Here is a 23,992-nt window from a genome sequence, read left to right on the forward strand (position 1 = left end):
CGCGCGGGCCGGACGCGGCGGGGCGGGCCGGTCCGCTGCGCGCGGGTGTGCCGGCCGCCCGCCGAGACGGTGCCGACCTATGACGCTACCCCATGGCCGGATCAGGGTGACACCATAGAAAAGTGATCGACATCCCGCGGGCGAGGTTCGAGCAGCTCGTCTCCGAGGCGCTGGACACGATCCCACCCGATCTCGCCGAGCTCATGGACAACGTGGTGGTGGTCGTGGTCGACGATCCCCCCGAACCGGGGCTGCTCGGCCTCTACACGGGCGTCCCCCTCACCGAGCGCGGCGCCTGGTACTCGGGCGTGCTCCCCGACCGGATCGAGATCTACCGCAAGCCCACGCTGGAGATCTGCGAGACCGAGGAGGACGTGATCGAAGAGGTGCGGATCACGGTCGTCCACGAGATCGCGCACCACTTCGGCATCGACGACGAGCGCCTGCACGAGCTGGGCTACTGACCATACCGGTTGCCAACCGGGCCGGGTCAGTGCACTGTAAGTAGCATGGTCAACACGCTCTGTCGGCACTCCATGGCTCGGACCACGGCCTCCTCCCCGGAGCACGGCGGCACAGCGGAGTGACATGGCCGTCACGAGGTCCGGCAGGCCGGCAGGACGGCACCGCCGTACCCCCTCGCGCATGACCTACCGCGAGGTCATCGCGGTCGAGGAGTTCCGGTGGCTGTGGCTCGGGCAGGGCCTCTCGCTGCTCGGGGACCAGTTCGCGCAGGTCGCGCTGGCCGTTCTCGTCTACAGCCGCACCGAGTCCGCGCTCGCCACCGCCGCCGTCTACGCGCTCACCTACCTGCCGCCCATCATCGGGGGCCCGCTGCTCGCCGGGCTCGCGGACCGCTACCCCCGGCGGCGGGTCATGCTCTGGTGCGACGTGCTCCGGGCGATGCTCGTCGCGGTGATGGCCGTGCCCGGCATGCCGCTCCCCGCGCTGTGCGCGCTGGTCTTCGGCGTGGTGCTCCTCGGCGCGCCGTTCTCGGCGGCCCGGGCGGCGCTGCTGCCCGAGATCCTCTCCGGTGACCGGTACGTGGTCGGCTCCGCCCTGCAGAACGTGACCAACCAGGCCGTCCAGATGCTCGGGTTCGCCATCGGCGGCGCGGTGATCGCGACGCTGGGGCCGTACCGGGCGCTCGCCCTCGACGCGGCCACCTTCCTCGCCTCGGCGCTGGCGATCGTGGGCAAGGTACGGCACCGCCCCGCGCCGGCCCGCGCGGACGGGCGGCGCCCCGCCATGGGGTCGTCGGTCAGGACCGGGCTGCGGCTGGTCTTCGGTGACCGGCGGCTGCGGACCCTGGTGCTCTTCGCCTGGCTCTGCGGGTTCTACGTGGTGCCGGAGGGGATCGCGGCGCCGTACGCCGCGGCGCTGGACCACGAGACGCTCCCGGTCTCGCTGGTCACCGGGCTGCTGATGGCCGCGATGCCGGCCGGGACGCTGATCGGCGCCCTGCTGTACGGGCGGTTCGCCAGCCCGGCCGGCCGGCTCAAGAGCATGGGCTGGCTGGCGATGCTGAGCTGCGCGCCGCTGATCGTGTGCGCGGCCCGGCCGCCGCTCGAGGTCGTGCTCGCCCTGTGGGCGCTATCGGGGGTCGGGGGTGTCTACCAGATCGCGGCGAACGCCGCGTTCGTGCAGTGCGTCCCGCCCGCCGAGCGCGGGCAGGCGTTCGGGATCGCGCAGTCGGGGCTGCTCGCCGCGCAAGGGCTCGGCATCCTGGCCGCCGGGGCGCTCGCCCAGCGGTTCGGCCCAGAGCCGGTCGTCGCGATAGCGGGAGCCGCCGGGCTGAGCTGCGCCGCCGCGCTGACCATGCTCTGGACCGAGTCCCGTGCCGAGATCATCGCGAAGGTTCACGCGGCCACCGGTCACCCGCGAGGACCCTCGGAGCCGTCCGCGCCGGTCCGGGTGTAGGTGGCCTGCTGGCCGTCCGGCCGGCCCGGCTGGGAGAAGTTGCGCTGGAAGCCCTCGAACTTGAGCCTCATGTCGTGCCAGAGGTGGGAGTCCTTCTGCTTCTCGAGGATGTTCTGGGCGATCGAGGTGGGGGCGCCCTCCTCGGGGATGAGGATCCAGGCCACGGCGTACGCGCCGATGCCCAGCCCGCCGAAGAAGGTGGCGATGGCGAAGGCGAGGCGGAGGATGTTCGGGTCGATGCCCACGTACTCCCCGATGCCGGAGCACACCCCGGCGAGCATCCTGCCGTTCCTGGTCCGCTGAAGCCGCTTTCCGCCGTAGACGTTCATCTCGCTCATGTCTTCAGCGTGCCGCCCGGCCGGCCGCCCGGGGATCGGGATTCCCCCTGGTCTTCCCCTGAGAAGGCCCGGATACGCTGGTTCCATGGAAGACCTGCTCGAGCTCGATGATCAGCTGACCCCCGAGCACCGGATGATCCGGGACACGGTCCGGCGCTTCGTCTCCGAACGAGTGCTCCCCCACGTGGGCGAGTGGTTCGAGCGGGGCGTCTTCCCGGGCCGCGAGCTCGCCCCTGAACTGGGCTCGCTCGGCCTGCTCGGCATGCACCTCGAGGGGTACGGCTGCGCCGGGCTCGACGCCATCTCCTACGGGGTGGCCTGCCGGGAGCTCGAGGCCGGGGACTCCGGGTTGCGCTCGTTCGTCTCGGTTCAGGGTTCCCTGGCCATGTTCCCGATCTGGAAGTACGGGTCGGAGGAGCAGAAGCAGGAGTGGCTGCCCCGGCTCGCCTCAGGGGAGGCCATCGGGTGCTTCGGCCTGACCGAGCCGGACCACGGCTCGGACCCGGGCAGCATGCGGACCTACGCAAAGCAGGACCCGTCCGGTGACTGGATCCTCAACGGATCCAAGATGTGGATCACCAACGGGTCGATCGCGGACGTGGCCGTGGTGTGGGCGCAGACCGACTCGGGCATCCGGGGATTCATCGTCCCCGCCTCCACCCCCGGCTTCTCGGCGCAGGAGATCCACCGCAAGCTGTCGCTGCGCGCCTCGGTGACCTCGTCCCTGCACTTCGACGACGTGCGGCTGCCCGCCTCCGCCGTGCTGCCCGGGGTGACCGGGCTGAAGGGCCCGCTCTCCTGCCTCACCGAGGCGCGGTACGGGATCCTGTGGGGCGTGGTCGGCGCCGCCCGCGCCTGCCTGGAGGCGGCCGTCGACTACGCCAGGACGCGGATCCAGTTCGGCAAGCCGATCGGCGCGTTCCAGCTCACCCAGCGGAAGCTCGCCTGGATGGCGGTGGCGCTCGGGCAGGCCGGGCTCACCGCGCTCCACCTCGGCCGGCTGAAGGAGGCCGGCAGACTGAAGCCCCGGCAGGTCAGCTTCGGCAAGCTGGCGAACGTGCGGGCCGCGCTGGACATCGCGCGCGAGGCCCGCTCGATCCTCGGGGCGAACGGGATCACGCTCGAGTACCCGGTGATCCGGCACATGACCAACCTGGAGTCGGTGCTCACCTACGAGGGCACCGAGGAGGTCCACACCCTCGTGCTCGGGGAGGCCCTCACCGGGGTGGCGGCCTACCGCTGAGGCCGCCGGCCGTACCCGAAGATCCGTCCGGAGCACCGCGGAGATCATCGGAAGAGCATGGCACCTCGCCGAGTACATGGGATTCTCTGTACCCTTGGCTTGGGGTGCTAGCTCAACGGCAGAGCTGCGGACTTTTAATCCGTAGGTTCAGGGTTCGAATCCCTGGCGCCCCACGCCGACGCACTGGGCAGACCTCCGGCTCCGATCACGCGGTGAGGTCTGCCCGGTCGCCGTTTTGGGGCGGGTTCCGCGGCTCCGGTCCGGCGGGCCCGGTACGCGGTGCGTCCGCGCCCCGGTCCGCCTGGCCCCGCCGCCGCTCGCGCGCCACCGTGAGCAGGAGCGGGGAACGGACGCCGAGCCGGGCGGCGGTGTCGGCGATCACCTCGGCGAGCCACCCGGCCGCGTCGCACGACCACTCGGCGAGCTCGCCGTGGAGCACCACGCCGTTGCCGGGCGGGCCGTTCCAGAAGGCGTCGTGGAACGGCGGGGGGAGCCGGTCATCCGGGCCGCCGGCCCGGTGGGACCGGTACGCGAACACGTCCTGATCCAGCTCGGCGAGGCGCTCGGCGAGCCGCTCCGCGACCTCGGGGATCACCGGGTCCCGGCCGCCGTCCACGCCGACCTCCACCGCGGTCCGCGCGCCCGGGTCCAGGTCGGCGAACCAGTGGACCGTCCGCAGCGACGGCACGGGCGCCCGCGGTGGGCGACCGCCGAGGCACTGCACCGGCAGGAGGAGCTGTACGGCGGTCAGGTGCGGCGTGCCGGCGCGCGCCATGGTGTCCGCGGCGCACCGCAGGAACGGCTGGACGGGGAGCGGCCGGTCACCGGCCGGTGCGCGCACCTCCACCTGGAACCAGGCGATGAGCCCGGCCCCGGGCGCGGCCAGGGGGTGGTCCCACCCGGCGTCGTTCATCGCCCACAGGCCGGTGGCGCCGTACGGCAGGCCCGCCTGGTCCGCGCTCGCCTCGTCGAGCCAGCCCATGGCGAGCGACCGCTGGTGGAAGAGCTGATAGGCGTCGTGCTCGGGGTCGTGCCACGGGTGCCGGACCAGCCGGCCGTAGCAGGCGGCGAACATGGTGCCCCCGGGCGGCCGATCCTCGAGCGCTCCGGGCTCTGCGGGGACGTCGCGCACCGGCATGCCGGGTTCTCCCTGTCTGGTGGTTGCGAGAACCCTCCCATTAGTACCCGCGGTGGCCGACGGGGGCCTCGGCGATCGGCCTCCGTGGCGTGCCGAGCTCACCGAGCGCGCCGGCGTGCCGCGCCACGGCGCGGTGCCGGCACCGCATCGGGTACGGAGCGGCATGCCCGCCGGCGGCCGGGTATCCGGCGGCCGTGGCCGGCCGGAGTCCACCACGGTGACATGACCGGATCCCTGACAGCACTTGACCGCGCCCCACCCCTGATTGATTATATTTCCCACGCATAAAGCAGGAAATGTAGAGAAGGACGCGCGGTGCGATCACTCATCGTTCTCGGCCTGGTCGGCTTCGCCGCCCAGCTCGTCGACGGCAGCCTCGGAATGGCCTACGGGGTGACCTCCACCACACTGCTGCTGGCGGCCGGCACCAACGCCGCGGCGGCATCGGCCACCGTCCACCTGGCCGAGATCGGCACCACGCTCGCCTCGGGGATCTCCCACTGGCGGTTCGGCAACATCGACTGGAAGGTCGTCGGCAGGATCGCCGTCCCCGGCGCGATCGGCGCGTTCGCCGGCGCGACCTTCCTGTCGAGCCTGTCGACCGAGGTCGCCGCCCCGATCATGTCGATCATCCTGCTCACGCTGGGCGTCTACATCCTGGTCCGGTTCACCGCCTACGGCCTGCCCCGCCACAACCTGGGCAAGCCGCTGCGCTCCCGCTTCCTCGCCCCGCTCGGCCTGTTCGCCGGGTTCGTGGACGCCACGGGCGGTGGCGGCTGGGGGCCGATCGGCACCCCGGCCATCCTCGCCAGCGGCCGCCTCGCGCCGCGCAAGGTGATCGGCTCGATCGACGCCAGCGAGTCGCTGATCGCGCTCGCGGCCAGCGCCGGCTTCCTGGTCGGCCTCGGCTCGGAGAACATCGACTTCGCCTGGGTGGGGGTGCTGCTGCTCGGCGGTGTGATCGCCGCGCCGATCGCGGCTTGGCTGGTCCGCCACATCCCGCCGCGCATCCTCGGCTCCGCCGTGGGCGGCCTGATCATCCTCACCAACATCCGCACCCTGCTGCGCAGCGACTGGATCGGTGCCCCGGGTGACGTGCAGGCCACCGTCTACATCGCCATCGCGCTCGTCTGGGCCGCGGCCATCGCGTACTCGGTGCGCGAGTACCGCCGCAACAAGGAGCACGAGTCCGTGGAGGCGGTGGAGGCAGTGGAGACCGAGCTGCGCCGGCCCCGCGCCGAGGAGGAGCCCACCCCGGCCTGAGCCACCTCACGGGTCCGCACCGGCGGCCGGACCGTCGGGTGCGCGGTGCGCGGGGTGGCCCACCGCCCGCCGCGGGCCGGGAGGGTCCCCCGCCGCGCCACGCGCGCCGTACGGCCGGCCGCCCCGCACCCGGGCAGGCCCGCGCGCGGCGTGGGCGGGTCCCGGCGCCCCTTCACCCGGGACCGGCCGCCGCCGCGACGAGGCGGGAGGCGAGCTCCGGGTAGGCCGCCCAGTGGAGGTGCAGGTAGGAGGCGGCGATGAGCGGGCCGCCGAAGCCGTCGGCCCCGCCCGGCCAGCGGAACAGCGGCGGTGCCGCGTGGCGCGGCTCGGTGATCGTGCGGTGGAACTCGTGGCCGCGGTACCGCTCCCCCTCCCGGGTGACCACCGATGCGGACGCCACCGCGTCCCGGTAGCCGATGGCGAGCCGGTCGGTCATCCGCGCGGTGATGCCGAGCCGGCCGCACATGGGGTGGCCGTCGAGCTCGCGCCCCAGGTAGAGCAGGCCGGCGCACTCGGCGACGATCGGCCCGCGGAAGGCGGCCAGCTCGGCGCGGAGCGGCTCGTTGGCCGACAGCTCCGCGGCGTACACCTCGGGGAATCCCCCGCCGATCACCACCGCACCCGTGCCCTCGGGGAGGCGCTCGTCCCGGAGGGGGTCGAAGGTCACCACCTGCGCGCCCGCCGCGGAGAGCAGCTCGGCCTGCTCGGGGTAGCCGAAGGTGAACGCCGGGCCACCGGCCACCGCCACCACCGGGCCCGGGCGCGGGTCCGGCACCCCGGCCTCCGGCGTCCACGGCGCGGCGGTGAGCGGCGGCGCCGACCGGGCCACCGCCAGCAGGGCGCCGAGGTCACAGGAGCGCGCGATCAGCTCGGCCATGCGGTCCACCGCGGCCACCGCCTCCGCCCGGCGCTCCGCCGCGGGGATCAGCCCCAGGTGCCGGGAGGGGGTGACCACGCCGTCCACCCGCTGGATCACGCCGAGGGTGGGGATGCCGATCTCGTCCAGCACGGTACGGCACAGCTCCCCGTGCCCGGGGGAGCCGACCTTGTTGAGGATCACCCCGGCGACCCGTACCCGCTCATCGAAGGAGGCGAAGCCCCGCACGAGGGCGGCGACGGAGCGGGCCTGGCGCTCGGCGTCCACCACGAGGACCACCGGGGCGCCGAGGAGCCGGGCGATGTGCGCGGTGGAGCCGAAGTCATCGGTGCCCGCGCCGTCGTACATGCCCATGACGCCCTCGACCACGGCGACGTCGGCGTTCCGGGCGCCGTGGAGGAAGAGCGGCACGATCGACTCCTCGCCGGTGAGCCAGGGGTCGAGATTGCGGCCCGGCCGCCCGGTGGCGAGCGCGTGGTAGCCGGGGTCGATGTAGTCGGGCCCCACCTTGTGCGGGGAGACGCGCAGCCCCCGGGCGCGCAGCGCGGCCATCAGGCCGGTCGCCACCGTGGTCTTGCCGCTGTCCGAGGCGGGTGCGGCGATCACCAGCCGGGGCACCGAGGACCGGGATCGGGCTGCGGTCGCCCGGTCCTCGGCTTGGGCGCCCAGGCGGTCGCCGGGCCAACGGTCCTCTGCCTGGGCCGCCAGGCGGTCGCCGGGCCGGTGACCCTGCCCGGTCGCGGGCGGGCGCCTCCGCGCTCCGGCGGCCGGCCGGCGTTCCGGATGCCGGGCCGTACGGCCGGGGTGCTGCTCGCTCACGTCCCCCATGGTGTCATCCGCGGAGCGGGCGCCCCGGCGGGCGGCGCCGCACCGGATCCCCGTGGGCCGGCGGGCCCGGGAGCGCGGGGCGGCGTCACCGGGGGTCGGTGTTCCACCCGGTCGCGGCCGTGGCGGCACCGGACCGCGCCCGCTCCTCGATGCCCGACCGCAGCCGGGTGAGGCCCGCGCGCAGCTCGCGGGCGGGATCCGTGCCGAAGAGCGACGCGATGGCCCGGCCGACCGCGCCGGCCGCCGGGAGGTAGGAGATCCTGACCTGGATCCGGCTGCGCCCGGGGTCCACGGGAATGAGCTGCACCATGGCGGTGTTGGCGGCGCGCCGCCCGATGACCCGCAGGGAGAGGGTGCGCCCCTCCACCCGCTCGGTCTCGATGGCGGTGAAGCGGACGGGCACCCCGCCCGGCCCCTGCAGCACCCAGTCCGACGTGCCGTCCGGATGGCGGCGGACCTCCAAGATCCGCGGAATGAACTCGGTGAACCGCTCGTAGTCGCTGACGACCGGCCAGACCTCGTCGACCGGGGCCGCCACGCAGATCTCGTCCTGGATCAGGAAGGCGTCCCGCCCGCCGGCCGGGAAACCGATGAGCTGCCGCAGCGGGAGGTTGGCCGCGGCCCGGGCCAGCAGGGCCACGCAGCCGACGCGCACGGCCGCCTGGATCGGCCCGTGCAGCCGCCTGGAGACCACCCAGGCGGCGAGCGCGGCCGAGCCGGTCACGAACCGCGCGGTCGGGGACCAGTGCCGCTGCCGGAGCTCGAACAACGGCTCCCGGGGTTTGCCGCCCTGAAGCTGGGGCACCCCCGCCGGGTCGACGTGGACCCGCCAGAGCGCGCGGACGGCCTTCACCCCGGGGATCCGCGCCACCGCGCGGCGCGCCCGGCCGCTCTCCTTCTCCAGCACGTCACCGGAGAGCACCACGAACCCGTCGGCGACCTCGACGTCCACCGCGTGGGGATGGCTGACGTGCCGCCCGAGCTCGGCGCGGATCCGCTCGTGGAGCACCCGGTCGTCGGCGTGACGGCCGTGGAAGCGGTAGCGCACGCGCGCGACGGCCCCGCGGGCGCGGTTGGTGAGATCACGCCTGAGGACCCCGGCCCCGCCCTGGACGCGCCGGGTGAGACGCCGGGCCTTGTCGGAGACCCGAGCCCGGCGGCTCCGGCCGCAGACGGGGTCGAGGAAGTATTCGATCGCCGCCCCGGCACAGGCGCCGAGCGCGGCCGCCCGCACCCTGCTCGACAGCGAGGGCTCGGGCCGTGCGATCACGGTGAGGCATCGCTCCCACGGTGCCGGATCGGCGTTCGTGACCATGGCATCCACCCCCGTTCGCACCTGCGACGGCTCTACCCGGTGGGCGGCCAACGATTCCGTTGCCCCGCATGGGATTCCATTGCCTGGCCGTGGCGATCGCTCGCGACCGGAGCCGGCCGGACCGCGCGGGCGGGCCCGGCGGTCGCGGACCGCCCGCACGGCGCGCCGCAGCACCGGGCCGTGCGCTCCGGGGCACCGGCCCCCGCAGGCGCACGGCGGTCCTCCGGAGCGTGCGGTCGGCAGGGCGGCGGGTGTGACGCGCATGGCGGTGCACTCGTTGCCGGCGCGGCCGGGATACGGCGTCGCCGAACGCCGATCGCGAATCCCGATCATTTCCGGGCGCGCACCGGACGCGATTTCGGAATCCGGTCAACGACCCGCGATTCCGCATTCCGGAATAAGGGGAAATGCAGCTTTCGAACCATCAGACGCTATCGATCGACCGTGCATCGCCACGACCACCGTGCCACGGCTTTCCCATCGGTCGCATCGGTCTTGCCGGATGGCCGTATCAGCCGCCCGATTTACGCCGAACATAGCAAGACATTTCACATTGCTTACAAACTTTACAGGCAGACAAGGGTAGCTTCGAGGCAAGACGGAATTGTCTTAGACGATGGCTGACGTGGATCATCCCGGGCCAAGGGGTGCGTCCGCCTCGGGCACCGTCCCGACCAACGGGAGGATCTCCGCCGACACGCGCGCCGGCCACCGGCCGAGACAAGGACGAACGACCATGGGGCGAGCAGTACATCCGCTGCCACGGGGCTTGTGGCCCGGCGACGACGGTGCCGGGTCCGGGGACCGTGGCTCCCAGGCCGAGCGGGACCGGTCTCCGGCCGGCCATCACGGCATCCCCCGCGAGGTCCCCGCGCCACGCCGGGCCACCGGGACACCGAGGCTCGCCACGCTGCTCTGGTGCGCGGTGCGGCTCGCCGCGGCACTCCTGGTCCTCACCGTCCTGCCCGCGGCCGCACCGGCGGCCGCGGACGCGACCGGCGCGGCCACCGCCGCTCTCGCCGGCCTCGGTGAGCCGCTCGGTCCGCTCGCCGAGCTCGGCGGCGGACTCGCGGCCGGCCGCCCGGATGCAGACCCCCGGGACGCCGGCGGCCACGCCACCGCGCTCGGCGTCGCCACCGGGCCGGCGACCACGGTGCCGGCCGTGCTCGCCCTCGGCGGTGCCGTACTGCTCATCGGCCTCGGCGCGTACCTCGGCCGCAGGTTCGCCGCCCCGACGGCCAGGTCGGTGCGCGCGCTCAGCGAGGTGCTCGACCGGATCGACGAGCGGTCCCCGACCGGCCGGGTCCCGTTGCCGCGGCGCAACGGCGAGCTGCGCCGGCTCGCCCTGAGCATCAATCGCACCCTGGGCCGGATGCAGGCCGCCCTCGAGCACCAGCAGCGGTTCACCTCCGACGCCTCCCACGACCTGCGTTCGCCGATCACCGCGATACGGGCCGAGGTCGAGGACGCCCTGCTCGCCCCGGACGACCGGAGCGTCACCGAACTGGCCCGCACCATCCTGGGCGGCATCGACCGGCTGCAGGCGACCGTGAACGACCTGCTCATGATCGCGCAGCTCGACGCCCGGGTCGGGGGCGCGGCAACCCGCGTCGACCTCGGCGAACTCGTCGGCGAGGAGCTGGCCATCCGGCGCAGGAGCGCATCGGACGCGGCCACGACGATCGAGTACTCCCACGTCCCCGGGCTCGTGGTCCAGGCCGACCCGGTGCGGCTGCGGCGTCTGATCACCAACCTCCTCGACAACGCCGAACGCCACGCCGCCTCGATGGTCTCCGTGAGGGTGTGGTACGAGCCCGCGATCAATGCGCGCTCCGGCGGATTCGCCATGCTCGAGGTGCTCGACGACGGGCCCGGTATCGCGCCGGACCAGCGCGAGCTGGTGTTCCAGCGGTTCATCCGGCTCGATGCGGCGCGCGCCAAGGACAGCGCGGGCACCGGGCTGGGCCTGGCCATCGCCCGGCAGATCGCCGAGGAAGCGGGCGGCTCCCTGCGGATCCTGGGCAGCCCACGAGGGGCGCGCTTCGTGCTCGCCCTGCCCGCGGTCCACGGCGCGGCCGGGCCTCCCGTCGAACCCGGCGCACCCGGCCTCGCGGCACCCGGCACCCCGGCGTGACGGCATCCGGTCCCCGGCGTGACGGCATCCGGTCCCCGGCGTGACGGCATCCGGTCCCCGGCGTGACGGCATCCGGTCCCCCGGCGACGGCATCCGATGCTCCCGCGTGACGGCCGCCCCGCCGGCGGACCGGCGGCCCGCGCGTTCCCCGGCCCGTCCGGCCGCCGGTGTGCCCGGGCCGCCCGGCCGGCACGGCGATCCCACCGGCTCGGCCACTGGCCCACCCCTTCCGGAGCGCGTGGTAGGGCGGGCCCGCATCGGTGGCCCGGGTACGGCGGGGCCCGCGTCCCGCGTTCGCCGCCCCGCCGGACGGGCAAGAATCCATGACCAGGGAAGTGACGCCCCAGCGGGCGGGAGATCGGGCTCCTGGGGCGTGATCGGATGGGAGCGGGGGTGAGCCCATGCCCGTCACGGCACGCCGTGTGTACGACGAGCCCACATCGGACGACGGCGTCCGGGTCCTGGTGGACCGCATCTGGCCGCGCGGCCTGACCAAGGAGGCAGCCCGGCTGGACGAGTGGATCAAGGATGTGGCGCCCTCGGCCGAGCTGCGGGTCTGGTACGGGCACGTCCCCGAGCGCTTCCCGGAGTTCCGCAGCCGCTACCTCGCCGAGCTCGCCGAGCCGCGCCGCCAGGCCGCGCTCCAGCACCTCCGCGACCTGTCGAAGCAGGGCAGGCTGACCCTGCTCACCGCCACCAAGGACGTCGAGCACAGCAACGCGGCCGTCCTCGCCGAGGTGCTGTCGGACTCCTGAGCCGCCGCCGGGGCGACGGTCCACCCTGCCGGCGCCGCCCGCGCGACCCGGCCGAACGCCAGAGCAGCCCGCGGCGGCCCGCCAACGTCGATGGCGCATGTGGAGCGGAACCGGTCGCCGTCCGCCGGCCGGGGTCGGTGCCGCCGCTCATCGCCGGGCGGGATCATGTGACGGCCGGCGGGCGCGCCTGGAGGCCGGCCGCGTCGCCTCGGGGCATGGGCCGGCCCTGCCGGCTCAGTGGATCTCCCGGGTGTGGTCGCCGGGCACGAGGCGCAGCCGTACGGTCGCCGGGAGCCGGTCCAGCCCGAGCGAGGAGCGCAGCGCGGGTACGGCCTCGGTGCTGAGCCGCCCGACCAGGCCGGCGAGATCGGCCGAGTCCCGGGTGGTGACGTTCACCGCGAGCCGGGGCTCCTCGGGGGTGCCCCGCAGCACGGCATGGGCCCGCCGTACCGCCGGATAGCCGCGCACCTGGTCGGCCAGGGCCCGGCTCGCCGGAGCGCCGCGGATCTCGGTCACCCCGGACGGGCCCTCTTCCAGGCGCAGCCGCCGGAGCCGGGTGGGCCGGACCAGGGCGAGCAGCCAGTCGAGCCCAATGGCCCCGATGATCAGCCCGAGGGCGGCCACGACCGGCCAGAACCACCCGGAGGTGCGGGCGAAGCCGGCGACCCTCTCGTCGAGCAAGGGTCCCCGGGCCGCCTCCGCCCCGAACAGGCCGAGGCCCCGGGCGAGTGCGAGCCCACCGGCGGCGAGCAGCACGAGCCCCACGACGGTGAGGCCGATGCGGTTGGCCGCTCCCCGGTTCATGGTCATCCTCCTTCCGCCCGCCGCGCCCGGCACTGGTTGCCGGGCGGGGGTCACCGGGCGCGTCAGGCCGGCCCGCCGATCACCGGCCGGGCCGGTCAGGCCGGGCCTCGCACCCGGACGTGCACCCGTGGCCGCTGGAGCGGGGCGAGCCGCTCCAGTTCTCCGTCCACGGCCTGGCGCACGCGCTCGGAGACCGTCGCCGTGTCCCGCAGGTCCGTGCGCGCCCGCACGTCGACCTGGGAACCGCGGATCCGCGCCCTGGCCCGCCGCACGCCGGGCGCCTCCCGGGCCACCCGGGAGAGCCGCCCCGCCAGCGCGCGGCGCGGCATCGCGATCACCAGATCGGGATCCCCGGTGCGCAGCGCGACCATCCGGCCGCGGCCCGGCACCAGGGCGATCAGCAGGAGCAGCAGGCCGAGCAGGGCGAGCGCGCCCGCCACCGCCATCGCCCGCGTGTCGTTCCAGGGCGTGCTCCGCGCCCATCCGGCCACCGTGTCGTACGGCACGAGCCGGAGCGGGCGGCCGAGCAACGCCGAGATCACCTCGATCGCGGTCACCACGCCGGCGACGAGCAGCACCAGGGCGGTGAGGAACGCGGGAACCGCGCGGGTCGGCCGGAGCGCGGAGCGTGCGGCCCGGCGCGCGACCCGCCCGTCCGGAGACCGGCCGCCCCCGTCGCGCTCCGCACCGGGGCCGGGTGCGGTCATGTCAGCCGGTGCGGTCAGGCGCTCGGGCCGCGGCCCGGGCTCCGGAGCCGGGTGGCCTGCGTTCACCGCGAATCACCCCCCACGGGCACGAGCCGGACGACGTCGATGTCGACGTTCACCACCGGCACCCCGGTGAGGCGGGACACCCGGTGCCGCAGCCGCTCCCGGAGATCTCCCGCGACACTCGGTACCGGTGCCGGGTAGCGGACCTCCAGGTCGACGTGGACGACGGCGGCGCCGCCGGCGAGCTCCGCGGTGACCCGCGGGGTGCCGGCGAGCCGCTCGTCCTCGGCCGCGACCCGCTCGGCGATCTTGACGAAGGCGCGGCCCGACACGGTCGTGGCGCCGCCTACCTGAGCGCTCATTGCCGCCGCAGGTGGACGCTCGGCATCTGAACGCCGCCCTCCATCATGAGGCCGACGAAGAAGCCGATCACGCCGAGGATGAGAACGAGCAGGAGCGCGCCCGCACCCCCGAAGGCGCCCACGATCCCCAGGACCGTGCCGAACGCGAGCCCGGCCAGGGCCCATACCGGGAAATCACTCATGACTGTTGTCCTTTCGCCGGCCCCCGGCCGGCGTCCTCGATGACCACGTCGTCGATCACGACGTGCACCTGCCTGCCCCCGGCGAGATCGCCGACGGCGTCACGCACCGACCTGGCGAGCTCGGGGAGCCGCGTGCCGTACCGGGCGGCCACATGGATCTCGATCTCGTCGCCGTGCACCGCGACGCCCTGGACGGTGTGCCCGGGCAGTGGGGTCGCCACCGTGCCCAGGCGGCCGCCGGAGAGACCGGCGACGCCGGGGCAGGCCGCCACCCGTTCCGCGATCTCCCTCACGGAGGCCTTTCCTCCACGGTGTCCGGTGGCGGTCATTGGACCCGCTGCCCCGTCCCGGCGCCGACCGGCTCTTCGTCCGGGAGGTGCACGTCGTCGACGGTGACGTTGACCTCGGTGACCTCCAGGCCGCACATCTGCTCGACCGCGTCGGCCACGTTGTCCCGCACCGCCTCGGCCAGCTCCGGAATGGAGGTGCCGTACTCGACCACGAGGTGGATGTCGGCCGCGGCCTGCCGCTCACCGACCTCCACCGCGATGCCGCGCGTGACGCTCTCCTCGCCGCCGAGCCTGCCCTTCAGCGCGCCGAACGCCCGGGCCGCGACCGTGCCGAAGTCGTAGACCCCCTTGATCTGCCGCGCCGCCATTCCTGCGATCTTGGCGACGACCTGGCTGGCGATGCTCGTCCGGCCCCGTTCCGTCGCGAGGCGCCCGGTGTCCGGGCCGTGGGCGCCGCGCTCGGCGGGCGTGCTGCTCTCGGTCATCAGACTTCCCCCGATTTGACCTCCGCGAGGACCACCTCGCGGATTCGTTCGCGTAATACCCGATCCATCCCGATTCATCGGGGGCGCCGGGGCGAGGTTGGGTCATGGAAAACCCCCGAGTGCGCCAAGCGTGTCGGGATCGCGAGATCTCCGCCGGCGACGGGGCCGGCCCTTGAACGCGACTTCGCGGGCCATGCACGCATCCCGCGTCCGTGGACGCATCCCACGGCCATGGACCGTCACCGCCCGGGCGCGGGTCTCCGGTGGTGGGCCAGTCCGGGTGCCGGAGTGGGCCGGAGTAAGTGGGTCACGTCCGGGTGCCGGACGCGGGCGGCCCCCGGGCACGGCCGACCGGCGAGCCGTGTGACCGCGCCGCCCGGCCGTGCCGTACGGCAAGCCGTGCCGTGCGGCAAGGGGAACCCGCGCGCGCCCGTGGCAGGGGAGTCCGCGGTGTGGGGGATCACCGCACGGCCGGCCGCCGTGCCGCACAACGCATCCCGCCACGGACCCGCCGTGCCGCACAACGCATCCCGCCACGGACCCGCCGTGCCGCACAACGACTCCGGCCGCGGACCCGCCGTGCCGCGCGACGCTCCGCGGCCATGGCTTCACCGTCTTGACCCGCCGCGGAACCTCCCAAGGCGGGGATCACCCGTCGCATCCGGCCCCCGGGCGAGCGCGATGCGGCGAATTTACCGGCTCTGTACGGCCCGCAGGTTTCACCGCTGAGCCGGGGGCATGGCGTGGATTGAGGCATATCCCGCGCGGCCACACGCCGGGCGACACGGAGCCGGAGGGGCGAATGAAAGAGGAACTCAAGACGGGGTCGGCCATTCTCGTGGGCTACTACCTCGGCAAGCACAACAAGTTCCGCACGGCCGCCGCTCTGGCGCTGATGCTCCTCGCCGGCCGGCTGCGCGGCGAGGCCGGGCTCGGCGGCCTGCTCGACCAGGCCGGCAAGCTCCTCGGCGGCACCGCCCCGGACCTGGGCAAGGTCACCGGATCGGTCGCCGAGCGGGTGCGCGGCGACCTCGTCGAGGCCGGGAAGAGCGCGGCCAAGGCCGCGGCGAGCCGGCGGATCGACGCGCTGAGCGACCGGCTCCACCGCCGGGCCGAGGCCCTGCGCCACCCGGAGGAAGCACCCGCCGAGGCCGAAGAGGCCGGAGCGGAGAGCGCGCAGGAGGAGGCCGCGGCGCCGGAGCCCAGGATCAAGGTTCCGCGTCCCCGGACCCACCGGGCCCCTGAGCCCGAGCCCGAGGACCTCGCCGAGGAAGAGCTCTACGAGGAGGAGCCGGAGGAGTACGAGGCCGAGGAGCGGCCGGCGCCGCCCCGCCGTACCTCCAAGCCCGTCACCCGCCGGAGGTAGCCACGATGGCCGAGGAAGCACAGCGCGCACAGCAGGCGCCCGAGGAACAGGTCGCACCGACGGCGCGGCTCGCCGCGGAGGCGAAGAACCTCGCCACGGCGCTGGCGGAACGGTCGCTGTCCACCGTGACCCACAAGGTCGATGAGATGGTCGGCCGGCTCACCGACTACGCCGAGCACGGCGGCGCGAGCCTCGCCGGTGCGAGCGGCGGCAAGAAGCTCGGCGCGCTCGCCCTGAAGCTCGGGGAGAAGCTGCCCGGGGTCGGCGGCATGCTCGAGGGCCTCACCGAGGGCGACGGCCGGCATCCCGTCCGCTCGGCCCTCATGACCTACGCCAAGGAGAAGGTCAAGGGCTTCTTCGGCGGCGGGGGCAAGGGAAAGGGCCGCAAGGGCAAGAAGCAGAAGGTCGTCAACATCGTCGAGTCCATCGACATCGGCGCCCCGCGGCGGATCGTCTACGACCAGTGGACGCGGTTCGAGGACTTCCCGAGCTTCATGAAGAAGGTCGAGACCGTCGAGCAGAAGTCCGACGAGAAGCTGAGCTGGAAGGCACAGGTCTTCTGGTCGCACCGCACCTGGGAGTCGACGATCCTCGAGCAGATCCCCGACCAGCGGATCATCTGGCGGTCGCAGGGGCCGAAGGGCTACGTGGACGGCGCGGTGACCTTCCATGAGCTCGGCCCGGACCTCACCCGGGTCCTGCTCGTCCTCGAGTACCACCCGCAGGGCCTGTTCGAGCGCACCGGCAACATCTGGCGCGCCCAGGGACGGCGGGTGCGCCTGGAGCTCAAGCACTTCCGCCGGCACGTCATGACGAACGTGCTGCTCCACCCGGACGACCTGCAGGGCTGGCGGGGCGAGATCCGCGACAGCAAGGTCGTGAAGGACCAGGAGACCGCGCTCCGCGAGGAACGGGAGCGCGCGGGGACGGCAGCCGGGCCCGCGGCCGGGGAGGCCGGGGAGGAGGCCCAGGCGGAGACCGGAGAGCCCGCGGCCGAGGAGGGCCGCGAGGAGATCGAGGAGCCGGCGGCCGAGGAAGGCCGGGAGGAGGAGGCCCTCGAGGAGGGCGCCGAAGAAGCCGAAGAGGCCGAAGAAGAGGAAGAGCCCGAGTACGCGACGGCCTCGGCCGCACCGGGCAGGCGGGCGAGGGCGGCCGGCAGGCCGGCCACGCCGCGGGCCCGGGGCGCCGAACCGCCGCCGTACGAGGCAGCGGAAGAGGAACGTCCGGTACGGCGTCGCCGCCCGCAGGCGCACTAGGTCCCGGGCAGCAGCCCGCGGCCGGTCGCCACCCGGCGTCGGCGCCGCCGTCCCGAGGGACTGCCGGCGCGAACACGCCACACGAGAAGAGAGAGAAGCAATGACCGTAACCGTTCCACCGGCGGGTGGCGCACCGGCCGGCGGAGGCGCGACCGGGTCCGGCCTCGCCGACGTGATCGACACGATCCTCGACAAGGGCCTGGTGATCGACGCCTACGTCCGGGTCTCGCTCGTCGGCATCGAGGTGCTGACCATCGACGCGCGCGTCGTGGTGGCGAGCGTGGACACCTACCTCCGCTTCGCCTCCGCGGTGAACCGGCTGGACCTCACCGAGACGCAGGACGGGCTCCCCGAGCTGGTCGGCGGCCTCACCGAGGGGGTCGCGCACGGCAAGTCCAAGGGGGTGGCCAAGGGCGTGATCGAGGCCGCCGGGGACAAGCTGCGCGAGTTCGCCGCGTCCGAGGAAGACCGCCGCGCCGTGCGACGGCGGCGGGGGGAGTGACATGTCGGGTTCCACCCATACGACGGAACGCGGGACCGGCCGGGCGGCCGAGGCCGCGCCCCCGGCGACGGACCGGTTCGCCTGCTACGTGTACGGCATCGTGCCGGAGGACGTGGAGGTCTCCCCCGGCACCGTGGGCGTGGGCGAGCCGGCCGGCCAGGTCACGCTGGTCCGGCACGGCGAGATCGCCGCGCTCGTCAGCCCGGTGGACGTGGACCGGCCCCTGGGCCGGGCCTCGGACCTGGTCGCGCACGAGCGGCTGCTCGACGGCGCGGCCGCCGAGGTGCCCGTGCTGCCGTTCCGGTTCGGCGCGGTGCTGACCAGCCCTGAGGCGGTGGTCGAGGAGCTGCTCGCCCCGCACCACGACCAGTTCGCGGCCGCGCTGCGGCAGCTCGAGGGCAAGGCGCAGCACGTGCTGAAGGCGCGCTACGCCGAGCGGCCGGTGCTCCTGGAGATCCTCCGGGAGAACGCCGAGGCGAGGCGGCTCCGGGACCGGATCCGCGACCTTCCGGAGGACGCCACCCGCACGGAGCGGATCCGGCTGGGCGAGCTGATCACGCAGGCGATCGAGGCGAAGCGGGAGGCCGACACCCAGGCGGTGCTCGACCGGTTCGCGTCCTGCACGGTGGCCGCGAACGTGCGCGACCCCAGCCACGAGCGGGACGCCGCACACGTCGCCTTCCTGGTGGAACACGCCAAGGCGGACGAGTTCGCCGAGGCGGTCGAGGAGCTCAGCGACGAGTGGGCGGACCGGGTCGAGGTTCGCGTGCTCGGCCCGATGGCGCCGTACGACTTCGTGGTGGCCGAGGGCTGACCCATGCGCGGGAAGGAGGGCCGGGCGTGATGTTCGGGTGGCTCATCGGCTTGCCGCTCGCCCCGGTCCGCCTGGTGATCAGGATGGGCCAGCTCATCCAGGAACAGGCCGAGCACGAGCTGCGGGATCCGGCCGCGGTACGCCGCCGCCTCGAGGCGATCGAGGAGGCGCGGAGCGCGGGTGAGATCTCCGCGGAAGAGGAGGAGCAGGCGATCGACGAGGTGCTCCGGCTGATGTCCGGGACGCGGGGAGGGTGATGATCCGTGCCTCCCGAACGACGACGGCCCCGCTATGCGGAGGAGCCCGAGCCGCAGGAGGCGGTGGGCGAGTCCGCGGATGAGGCCTACGACGAGGCCTACGACGACGTTTACGACGAGGAGCCGGCGTACGACGAGGAGGCGGCGTACGAGGAGCCGCGGGCGCGCCGGCCCCGCCGCCCGCTCACCGCGGCGGCGGCCGCCCAGGCCGGCCTGCGCCACATCGCCCAGCTCACCAGCCGGGACCCGGAGGCCGTGACGCTGGTCGCGCCGCGGGAGCACGGCTGGGTGGTGGACGTGGAGGTGCTCGAGGACCACCGCATCCCGTCGTCGAGCGACATCCTCGCCATCTACGAGATCGAGATGGACGACGAGGGCGACCTGCTCTCCTACCGGCGGACCCGGCGCTACCGCCGCGGACCCGTGGAGTTCACCGAAGGATCGTCATGAGCGACCCCGCCCGCTACCGCCAGCAGTACCCCTCGCCCGCCTCGGCGGGCGGTGGCGGCACCAACCTCGGCGACATCCTCGAACGGGTGCTCGACCGCGGGGTGGTGATCGCGGGCGACATCCGGGTCAACCTGCTCGACATCGAACTGCTGACCATCAAGCTGCGCCTGCTGATCGCATCGGTCGACACCGCCCGCGAGCTCGGCATCGACTGGTGGGAGCACGACCCCTGGCTCACCGGGAAGAGCCGCGAGCTGGTCGATGAGAACCGGCGGCTGCGGGAACGCCTCGCCGCCGTGGAGGAGCGCCTCGCGGAGACCCGGCCGGTCGAGGGCCACGTGGTGGAGGACGAGCCGATCGAGCGGCGGGCCACGCGCAGAGCGGAGCGGCGCCGTGACTGACACCGGTGTCTACCTGTACGCGATCACCCCGGAGACGGTCCGCGGGGACGGCCTCACCGGCATCGGCCAGGCCCCGGTCTACGCGATCACGCATCGCGGGCTCGCCGCCCACGCCAGCGCCGTACCGCTGGACCGGTTCGGCGAGGAGCCGCTGCGCCGCAACCTGGAGGACCTCGACTGGGTGGAGGAGGTGGCCCGCGCCCACCACCGGGTGGTGTCCGCGCTCGCCGCCGAGGGCGCCACCGCCCCGGTCCGGCTCGTCGTCGTGTACACCGGCGACGAGCAGATCCGCGACCTGCTCGACCGCCGGCACGACGCGTTCGCGGAGGTCCTGGAGCTCGTCGACGGCCGGCAGGAGTGGGGCGTCAAGGCGTACGCCACCCCGGTGCCGTCCGGCGGCGGGAGCGGTGAGGGCCGCGTCCCGGCGGGCCGCGGCGGGAGCGGCGGCGCCAAGGGCGGCGGTGCCGGGTTGGCCTACCTGCAGCGGCGCAAGGCGGCGCTGCGCAGCCGTGACGACCTGTGGCGCCGCGGGGCCGCGCAGGCGGAGCGCCTCCACGCGGCCCTGTCGGCGATCGCCGTGGCCGGCCGGCGGCACCGCCCGCAGGATCCGCGCCTGTCCGGCCGGAGCGACTGCATGGTGCTCAACGGCGCGTACCTCCTCGACCCCGATCGGCTGCCGCGGTTCACCGCCGTCCTCGACGCGTTCCAGGGCCAAGGGCTGGACATCGAGCTCACCGGGCCCTGGGCGCCCTACTCGTTCACCACGCTCGAGCTCGATCCGCCCGGTGGCGCGGAGCCCGCCGGCGACACCGAGGAAGGAGCGGACCGCAGGTGACCCTGGAGACCATCACCGGAACGGCCGGCACCACCCGGGGCGAGGCGCTCGCCGCCGAGGGCCGGCTGCCGTCCGAGCGCGTGGCGCTCGTCGACCTGCTCGACCGGCTCCTCGCGGGCGGGGTGGTGATCGTGGGCGACCTCGTGCTCTCCATCGCCGACATCGATCTGGTGCGGATCTCCCTGCGGGCGATCATCGCGTCGATCGAGGGCGACGAGCCGGACGAGCCGCTGCGCGGCGAGCTCCGGGAGGGGCCATGAACGAGCCCGGCCGGTGGCGCTTCACCGCCGACCCGGAGGAGGTCGAGCGCGACCTGAGCAGGCTGGTGCTCACCGTGGTCGAGCTGCTCCGGCAGCTCATCGAGCGCCAGTGCCTGCGGCGGATGGACCGGGGCGACCTCACCGACGAGCAGATCGAGATGCTCGGCCTCACCCTCATGCGCCTCGAGGAGGCCATGGAGGAGCTGTGCGAGCACTTCGATCTCACGCTCAGCGACCTCAACCTCGACCTGGGGCCGCTCGGCACCCTGCTGCCGACCGATCGCTGAGCCTTCCGCGGGATGACCCCGGACCGCGGCGCCGTGCCGTACGGGCCGGCGGGCCGCCCACCGGGCCGGCGGTCATGGGCGGCGGACGGCGCGCTCGCACCCCGCCGCGCGGGCCCTCGCCCATGCCGCGCGCCGGGCGCGGTCCCACCCGGTCGCCGGGCCGTGAGGCCGGGTGCGGTCATGCCGGCCGGGCTCAGGGCTCGACCAGCCCGGCCCGGATGGCGTACCGGGTGAGCTCCAGCCGGTCCCGCATGCCCAGCTTGGCGAGCACGTTGGCGCGGTGCCGGTCCACGGTCTTGACGCTGATCTGCAGGGTCTCGGCGATCTCCTTGGAGGAGTAACCCTCGGCGATCAGCTTGACGATCTCCTCCTCGCGCGGGGTGAGCACGCTGTCGGGCACCCGCTCCCCCCGCCGGGCGCGGGCGAGGTAGTCGCGGATCAGCGCGGTGACCGCGCCGGGGTACAGGAACGGCTCGCCGCGCATCGCCGCCCGGCAGGCCTCCAGCAGGTCGCGGTCGGCCACCGACTTCAGCACGTACCCGGAGGCCCCGGCCTTCAGCGACTCGAAGAAGTACTGCTCGTTGTCGTACATCGAGAGCATGAGGATGCGGATCCCCGGGGCCCGGCGGGAGATCTCCCGGGCGGCCTGGATCCCGGTCATCCGGGGCATGGCGATGTCGAGGATCGCCAGGTCCACCTCGCCCTCCCGGGCCGCGGCCACGGCCTCGGCGCCGTCGGCCGCCTCGGCCACCACGGTCAGATCCGGCTCGGCGTCCAGGATCAGCCGCAGGCCGCGGCGCACCAGGGCGTGGTCGTCCGCCAGCAGGATCCGCGTCACCGTCCGCTGGGCGTCCCGGGTGCCCGTCATCTTCCGATCCACCTCTCCTCCCACAGCGCACCCTCACCCGCCTCGTTCCGCCGTACGGCCGGCGAGCGGCACCTCCAGCAGCACCTCGGTGCCCTCGCCCGGTGGGGAGTCGATCGACAGGCGGGCGCCGATCAGCAGCGCCCGCTCGCGCATGCCGCGGATACCGGCGCCCTCCCGGTCCACCCCGCCGCGCCCGTCGTCGGTGATGCGGAGCCGTACCATGCCGCGTTCGGCGGTGAGCGTCAGCCACACCCGGCTCGCCTTGGCGTGGCGGGAGATGTTCGTCAGGCTCTCCTGCGCGATCCGGTAGATCACCAGTTCCGCTTCGCTGCTCAGCTCGGGTAGGTCGGGGTCGCACCTGCGCTCCACCGGCACGCCGCTGGCGCGGGAGAACTCCGCCGCGAGCGCGCTGAGCGCACTGAGCAGTCCCAGGTCCTCCAGCACCCCGGGGCGCAGCCGGCGGGCCACCTGCCGCACCTCGTCCAGCGACGAGCGCACCGTCTCCTGCACCGCCTGCAGCTCCTCGCGGAGGTTCCGCGGGGCGCGGTCCACCACGCGCTTGAGCTCCAGCAGCGCCACGGTCAGCGTCTGCCCGATCTCGTCGTGCAGCTCCTGGGCGATGCGCTGCCGTTCGGCCTCCTGGGCGGCGAGGACGTGGGCGGTGCTGAAGCTGCGCTCGGCCTCCAGCCGGTCGAGCATCGCGTTGAAGCTCTCGATCAGGTCGGCCAGGTCGCCGTTGCCGCGGTCGGTGAGGCGGGCGCTGCTGCCCATCAGGTCGACGCGGCGCATCAGCGCGGTGAGCGCCTCCAGGGGCGCCAGGCTCTTGCGCAGCAGGATCGCGTTGACCGCGAGGATCACCCCGAGGCCCACGATCAGCACCGGCACCTCGGCCGGCAGCACCGGCGCCGAGACCGTGACCGGGGAGACCGCCAGCACCAGCGTGCCGGCGGTGAACACCAGCCCGTTGGAGAGGAACAGCCGGCGGAACAGCGCCTGGGCGGGCGAGAGTCGCGCGCCCCGCCGGCGGATCTGGCGCGGGCCGGTGCCCGTGGGGGCTCCGGAGGGTCCGGCCCCGTCGCCGGCCGCGGGCCGGGTCACCGCCACCGCGCCCTCGGCCGATCCGCGGCCACGCTCCTCCGCTCGCCGATCGGTCCGCACCTCGGCACGCCGTTCCTCCGGGCGGCCACCGCGTTCACCCCGGTCCGTCATCCTGTGGTTCACCCCGTGCGCCGCGCGCCCGTGCGCACCGGCCTACTGTCCACCCTGCCATAGATGGCGGGAGGTTCCGGTATGCGAGCGTGCCCTGGTCCCCCGTCTGGTCCCAGAAACCTCCCATTGCCCGGCTTTTACACATCTCACCCCCGCCGAGATGGGTGGTAGGCCTGATTTCCTGATGAACGTCTGGGTAAGAAAATGGAAATGGGAGACGGAACGCAGGAGGAGTGCGCATGACGGTGACCGCGAGCGATCCCACGCCCGCGGCCGCTTTCGCATGCCCTGACGCCGCACCCCTCGGCATCCCGCCGGGTCGGCCCCACAGCACGCCGACGGTCTTCCGGCGGCGGACTCCGTCCCCGTACCCTCCGCATCGCCTGCGCCGTGCACGCCGGGGTAAACGCACGCGGCAGATCCGGCGCGGGGTAGACGACGACCGATCCGCATGCCCGCCCGGAACACCGGGTCCGCCGCCCACCCCGTCGCGGCCTCACAGCCGCCCCATCGCCGCGGCGCAGCGCTCTTGATCCTCCGCTGAGCCGCATCGCGGCGTCCACGCCATCTCAGACTTCGGCGGTGTGCGGCGGGGACGCGCTCCGGCCGTCCCATCCCCCTGGGCACTCCCCACGGCCTGCCGGCCCGTGTGCCCGGCCGGATCGCCCTGCCGTCACCGCACGTGATCGACCATGCCCGTTCGGTGTGCCCGCGTGGCGCACCCCAGATGAAAGGTGACCGCACCATGACCGGTATCCGGACGACACGGAATGCCGGGCCGCGCGTCCCGGCGTTCCCGGCCGCCACGGCTGATTCGGCGATATCGGCGGCCACCGCGACCTC

28 protein-coding genes and 1 tRNA gene are annotated in these 23,992 nt (G+C 74.1%); 17 read left to right on the plus strand and 12 right to left on the minus strand.

Annotation, left to right across the window (positions count from 1 at the left end; genetic code table 11):
• The first annotated feature begins 122 nt into the window (after window positions 1-122).
• Both TBIS_RS16750 and TBIS_RS16755 read left to right on the plus strand, forming a co-directional pair.
• Window positions 123-464, plus strand: coding sequence for a metallopeptidase family protein (locus tag TBIS_RS16750; RefSeq protein WP_013133587.1), 342 nt, complete (start codon window positions 123-125; stop codon window positions 462-464).
• 181 nt (window positions 465-645) lie between these two features.
• A complete protein-coding gene (locus TBIS_RS16755; protein ID WP_013133588.1) occupies window positions 646-1,920 on the plus strand; it encodes an MFS transporter in 1,275 nt (424 codons plus the stop codon).
• Here TBIS_RS16755 and TBIS_RS16760 read toward each other — a convergent pair.
• Window positions 1,875-2,258 (minus strand): PspC domain-containing protein, encoded by a 384-nt coding sequence (locus tag TBIS_RS16760; protein ID WP_013133589.1) that lies wholly within the window; start codon window positions 2,256-2,258, stop codon window positions 1,875-1,877. The genes TBIS_RS16755 and TBIS_RS16760 overlap by 46 nt on opposite strands.
• Before the next feature lie 85 nt (window positions 2,259-2,343).
• On the opposite strand from TBIS_RS16760, the gene TBIS_RS16765 reads away from it, so the two are divergent.
• Both TBIS_RS16765 and TBIS_RS16770 read left to right on the plus strand, forming a co-directional pair.
• Entirely contained in the window at window positions 2,344-3,501 is a 1,158-nt protein-coding gene (locus tag TBIS_RS16765; protein WP_013133590.1) for an acyl-CoA dehydrogenase family protein, read from the plus strand.
• A 101-nt stretch (window positions 3,502-3,602) separates the two neighbouring features.
• A tRNA-Lys gene (locus TBIS_RS16770) sits at window positions 3,603-3,674 on the plus strand.
• A 32-nt stretch (window positions 3,675-3,706) separates the two neighbouring features.
• Here TBIS_RS16770 and TBIS_RS16775 read toward each other — a convergent pair.
• On the minus strand, window positions 3,707-4,639 hold the full coding sequence (locus TBIS_RS16775; protein ID WP_013133591.1) for a hypothetical protein: 933 nt from the start codon (window positions 4,637-4,639) through the stop codon (window positions 3,707-3,709).
• A 315-nt stretch (window positions 4,640-4,954) separates the two neighbouring features.
• Here TBIS_RS16775 and TBIS_RS16780 point away from each other — a divergent pair, with 315 nt between their 5' ends.
• Complete coding sequence (locus TBIS_RS16780; protein ID WP_013133592.1) at window positions 4,955-5,902, plus strand: sulfite exporter TauE/SafE family protein; 948 nt, start codon at window positions 4,955-4,957, stop codon at window positions 5,900-5,902.
• Window positions 5,903-6,074: 172 nt separating this feature from the next.
• On the opposite strand, the gene TBIS_RS16785 is transcribed toward TBIS_RS16780, so the two are convergent.
• On the minus strand, window positions 6,075-7,607 hold the full coding sequence (locus tag TBIS_RS16785) for a cobyrinic acid a,c-diamide synthase CobB (RefSeq protein WP_013133593.1): 1,533 nt from the start codon (window positions 7,605-7,607) through the stop codon (window positions 6,075-6,077).
• A gap of 85 nt (window positions 7,608-7,692) precedes the next feature.
• Window positions 7,693-8,922, minus strand: coding sequence for an SRPBCC family protein (locus TBIS_RS18355; protein ID WP_013133594.1), 1,230 nt, complete (start codon window positions 8,920-8,922; stop codon window positions 7,693-7,695).
• 736 nt (window positions 8,923-9,658) lie between these two features.
• On the opposite strand from TBIS_RS18355, the gene TBIS_RS16795 reads away from it, so the two are divergent.
• Together TBIS_RS16795 and TBIS_RS16800 are read left to right on the plus strand one after the other, a co-directional pair.
• Window positions 9,659-11,056, plus strand: a complete 1,398-nt coding sequence (locus tag TBIS_RS16795) for a sensor histidine kinase (RefSeq protein ID WP_013133595.1) — start codon at window positions 9,659-9,661, stop codon at window positions 11,054-11,056.
• A 401-nt stretch (window positions 11,057-11,457) separates the two neighbouring features.
• Window positions 11,458-11,811, plus strand: coding sequence for a DUF488 domain-containing protein (locus TBIS_RS16800; protein WP_013133596.1), 354 nt, complete (start codon window positions 11,458-11,460; stop codon window positions 11,809-11,811).
• Window positions 11,812-12,045: 234 nt separating this feature from the next.
• Here the strand turns inward: TBIS_RS16800 and TBIS_RS16805 are convergent, their stop codons facing one another.
• The 6 genes from TBIS_RS16805 to TBIS_RS16830 all read right to left on the minus strand — a co-directional run bounded on the left by TBIS_RS16805 (window position 12,046) and on the right by TBIS_RS16830 (window position 14,644).
• The gene (locus TBIS_RS16805; protein WP_013133597.1) at window positions 12,046-12,615 is read right to left on the minus strand and encodes an Asp23/Gls24 family envelope stress response protein; all 570 of its coding nucleotides are present in this window, start codon (window positions 12,613-12,615) and stop codon (window positions 12,046-12,048) included.
• Between the two features lie 95 nt (window positions 12,616-12,710).
• Entirely contained in the window at window positions 12,711-13,322 is a 612-nt protein-coding gene (locus TBIS_RS16810; RefSeq protein ID WP_013133598.1) for a DUF6286 domain-containing protein, read from the minus strand.
• Between the two features lie 62 nt (window positions 13,323-13,384).
• Window positions 13,385-13,687 (minus strand): Asp23/Gls24 family envelope stress response protein, encoded by a 303-nt coding sequence (locus TBIS_RS16815; RefSeq protein ID WP_013133599.1) that lies wholly within the window; start codon window positions 13,685-13,687, stop codon window positions 13,385-13,387.
• Window positions 13,684-13,869 (minus strand): hypothetical protein, encoded by a 186-nt coding sequence (locus TBIS_RS16820; RefSeq protein WP_013133600.1) that lies wholly within the window; start codon window positions 13,867-13,869, stop codon window positions 13,684-13,686. Before TBIS_RS16820 ends, TBIS_RS16815 begins: the two co-directional genes overlap by 4 nt.
• Window positions 13,866-14,162, minus strand: a complete 297-nt coding sequence (locus TBIS_RS16825) for an Asp23/Gls24 family envelope stress response protein (protein ID WP_013133601.1) — start codon at window positions 14,160-14,162, stop codon at window positions 13,866-13,868. Before TBIS_RS16825 ends, TBIS_RS16820 begins: the two co-directional genes overlap by 4 nt.
• A gap of 32 nt (window positions 14,163-14,194) precedes the next feature.
• The gene (locus TBIS_RS16830) at window positions 14,195-14,644 is read right to left on the minus strand and encodes an Asp23/Gls24 family envelope stress response protein (protein ID WP_013133602.1); all 450 of its coding nucleotides are present in this window, start codon (window positions 14,642-14,644) and stop codon (window positions 14,195-14,197) included.
• Between the two features lie 802 nt (window positions 14,645-15,446).
• On the opposite strand from TBIS_RS16830, the gene TBIS_RS16835 reads away from it, so the two are divergent.
• The 10 genes from TBIS_RS16835 (at window position 15,447) to TBIS_RS16880 (ending at window position 21,072) form a co-directional block, all read left to right on the plus strand.
• Complete coding sequence (locus TBIS_RS16835; RefSeq protein WP_013133603.1) at window positions 15,447-16,010, plus strand: hypothetical protein; 564 nt, start codon at window positions 15,447-15,449, stop codon at window positions 16,008-16,010.
• A gap of 5 nt (window positions 16,011-16,015) precedes the next feature.
• A complete protein-coding gene (locus tag TBIS_RS16840) occupies window positions 16,016-17,266 on the plus strand; it encodes an SRPBCC family protein (RefSeq protein ID WP_013133604.1) in 1,251 nt (416 codons plus the stop codon).
• 100 nt (window positions 17,267-17,366) lie between these two features.
• Entirely contained in the window at window positions 17,367-17,768 is a 402-nt protein-coding gene (gvpJ, locus tag TBIS_RS16845) for a gas vesicle protein GvpJ (protein WP_013133605.1), read from the plus strand.
• A gap of 1 nt (window position 17,769) precedes the next feature.
• Entirely contained in the window at window positions 17,770-18,582 is an 813-nt protein-coding gene (locus TBIS_RS16850) for a GvpL/GvpF family gas vesicle protein (protein WP_013133606.1), read from the plus strand.
• Window positions 18,583-18,611: 29 nt separating this feature from the next.
• Window positions 18,612-18,839: a gas vesicle protein GvpG gene (locus TBIS_RS16855; protein WP_013133607.1), complete on the plus strand. Its 228-nt coding sequence runs from the start codon at window positions 18,612-18,614 to the stop codon at window positions 18,837-18,839.
• Window positions 18,840-18,845: 6 nt separating this feature from the next.
• Window positions 18,846-19,289: a gas vesicle protein GvpO gene (gene gvpO, locus TBIS_RS18775; RefSeq protein ID WP_013133608.1), complete on the plus strand. Its 444-nt coding sequence runs from the start codon at window positions 18,846-18,848 to the stop codon at window positions 19,287-19,289.
• A complete protein-coding gene (gvpJ, locus tag TBIS_RS16865; protein WP_013133609.1) occupies window positions 19,286-19,690 on the plus strand; it encodes a gas vesicle protein GvpJ in 405 nt (134 codons plus the stop codon). The genes gvpO and gvpJ (TBIS_RS16865) overlap by 4 nt, the downstream gene beginning before the upstream one ends.
• Window positions 19,683-20,525, plus strand: coding sequence for a GvpL/GvpF family gas vesicle protein (locus TBIS_RS16870; RefSeq protein WP_013133610.1), 843 nt, complete (start codon window positions 19,683-19,685; stop codon window positions 20,523-20,525). Before gvpJ (TBIS_RS16865) ends, TBIS_RS16870 begins: the two co-directional genes overlap by 8 nt.
• Window positions 20,522-20,785: a gas vesicle protein gene (locus tag TBIS_RS16875; RefSeq protein ID WP_013133611.1), complete on the plus strand. Its 264-nt coding sequence runs from the start codon at window positions 20,522-20,524 to the stop codon at window positions 20,783-20,785. Before TBIS_RS16870 ends, TBIS_RS16875 begins: the two co-directional genes overlap by 4 nt.
• Window positions 20,782-21,072 carry a gas vesicle protein K gene (locus TBIS_RS16880; protein WP_013133612.1) on the plus strand — a complete coding sequence of 97 codons (291 nt, stop codon included), beginning with the start codon at window positions 20,782-20,784 and terminating at the stop codon, window positions 21,070-21,072. The genes TBIS_RS16875 and TBIS_RS16880 overlap by 4 nt, the downstream gene beginning before the upstream one ends.
• A gap of 193 nt (window positions 21,073-21,265) precedes the next feature.
• Here TBIS_RS16880 and TBIS_RS16885 read toward each other — a convergent pair whose 3' ends face one another.
• Both TBIS_RS16885 and TBIS_RS16890 read right to left on the minus strand, forming a co-directional pair.
• The gene (locus TBIS_RS16885) at window positions 21,266-21,940 is read right to left on the minus strand and encodes a response regulator (protein WP_050760723.1); all 675 of its coding nucleotides are present in this window, start codon (window positions 21,938-21,940) and stop codon (window positions 21,266-21,268) included.
• Between the two features lie 33 nt (window positions 21,941-21,973).
• The gene (locus tag TBIS_RS16890) at window positions 21,974-23,149 is read right to left on the minus strand and encodes a sensor histidine kinase (RefSeq protein WP_083785296.1); all 1,176 of its coding nucleotides are present in this window, start codon (window positions 23,147-23,149) and stop codon (window positions 21,974-21,976) included.
• Between the last annotated feature and the right edge of the window lie 843 nt (window positions 23,150-23,992).

It is taken from the genome of Thermobispora bispora DSM 43833 (assembly GCF_000092645.1).
Taxonomy (GTDB): domain Bacteria; phylum Actinomycetota; class Actinomycetes; order Streptosporangiales; family Streptosporangiaceae; genus Thermobispora; species Thermobispora bispora.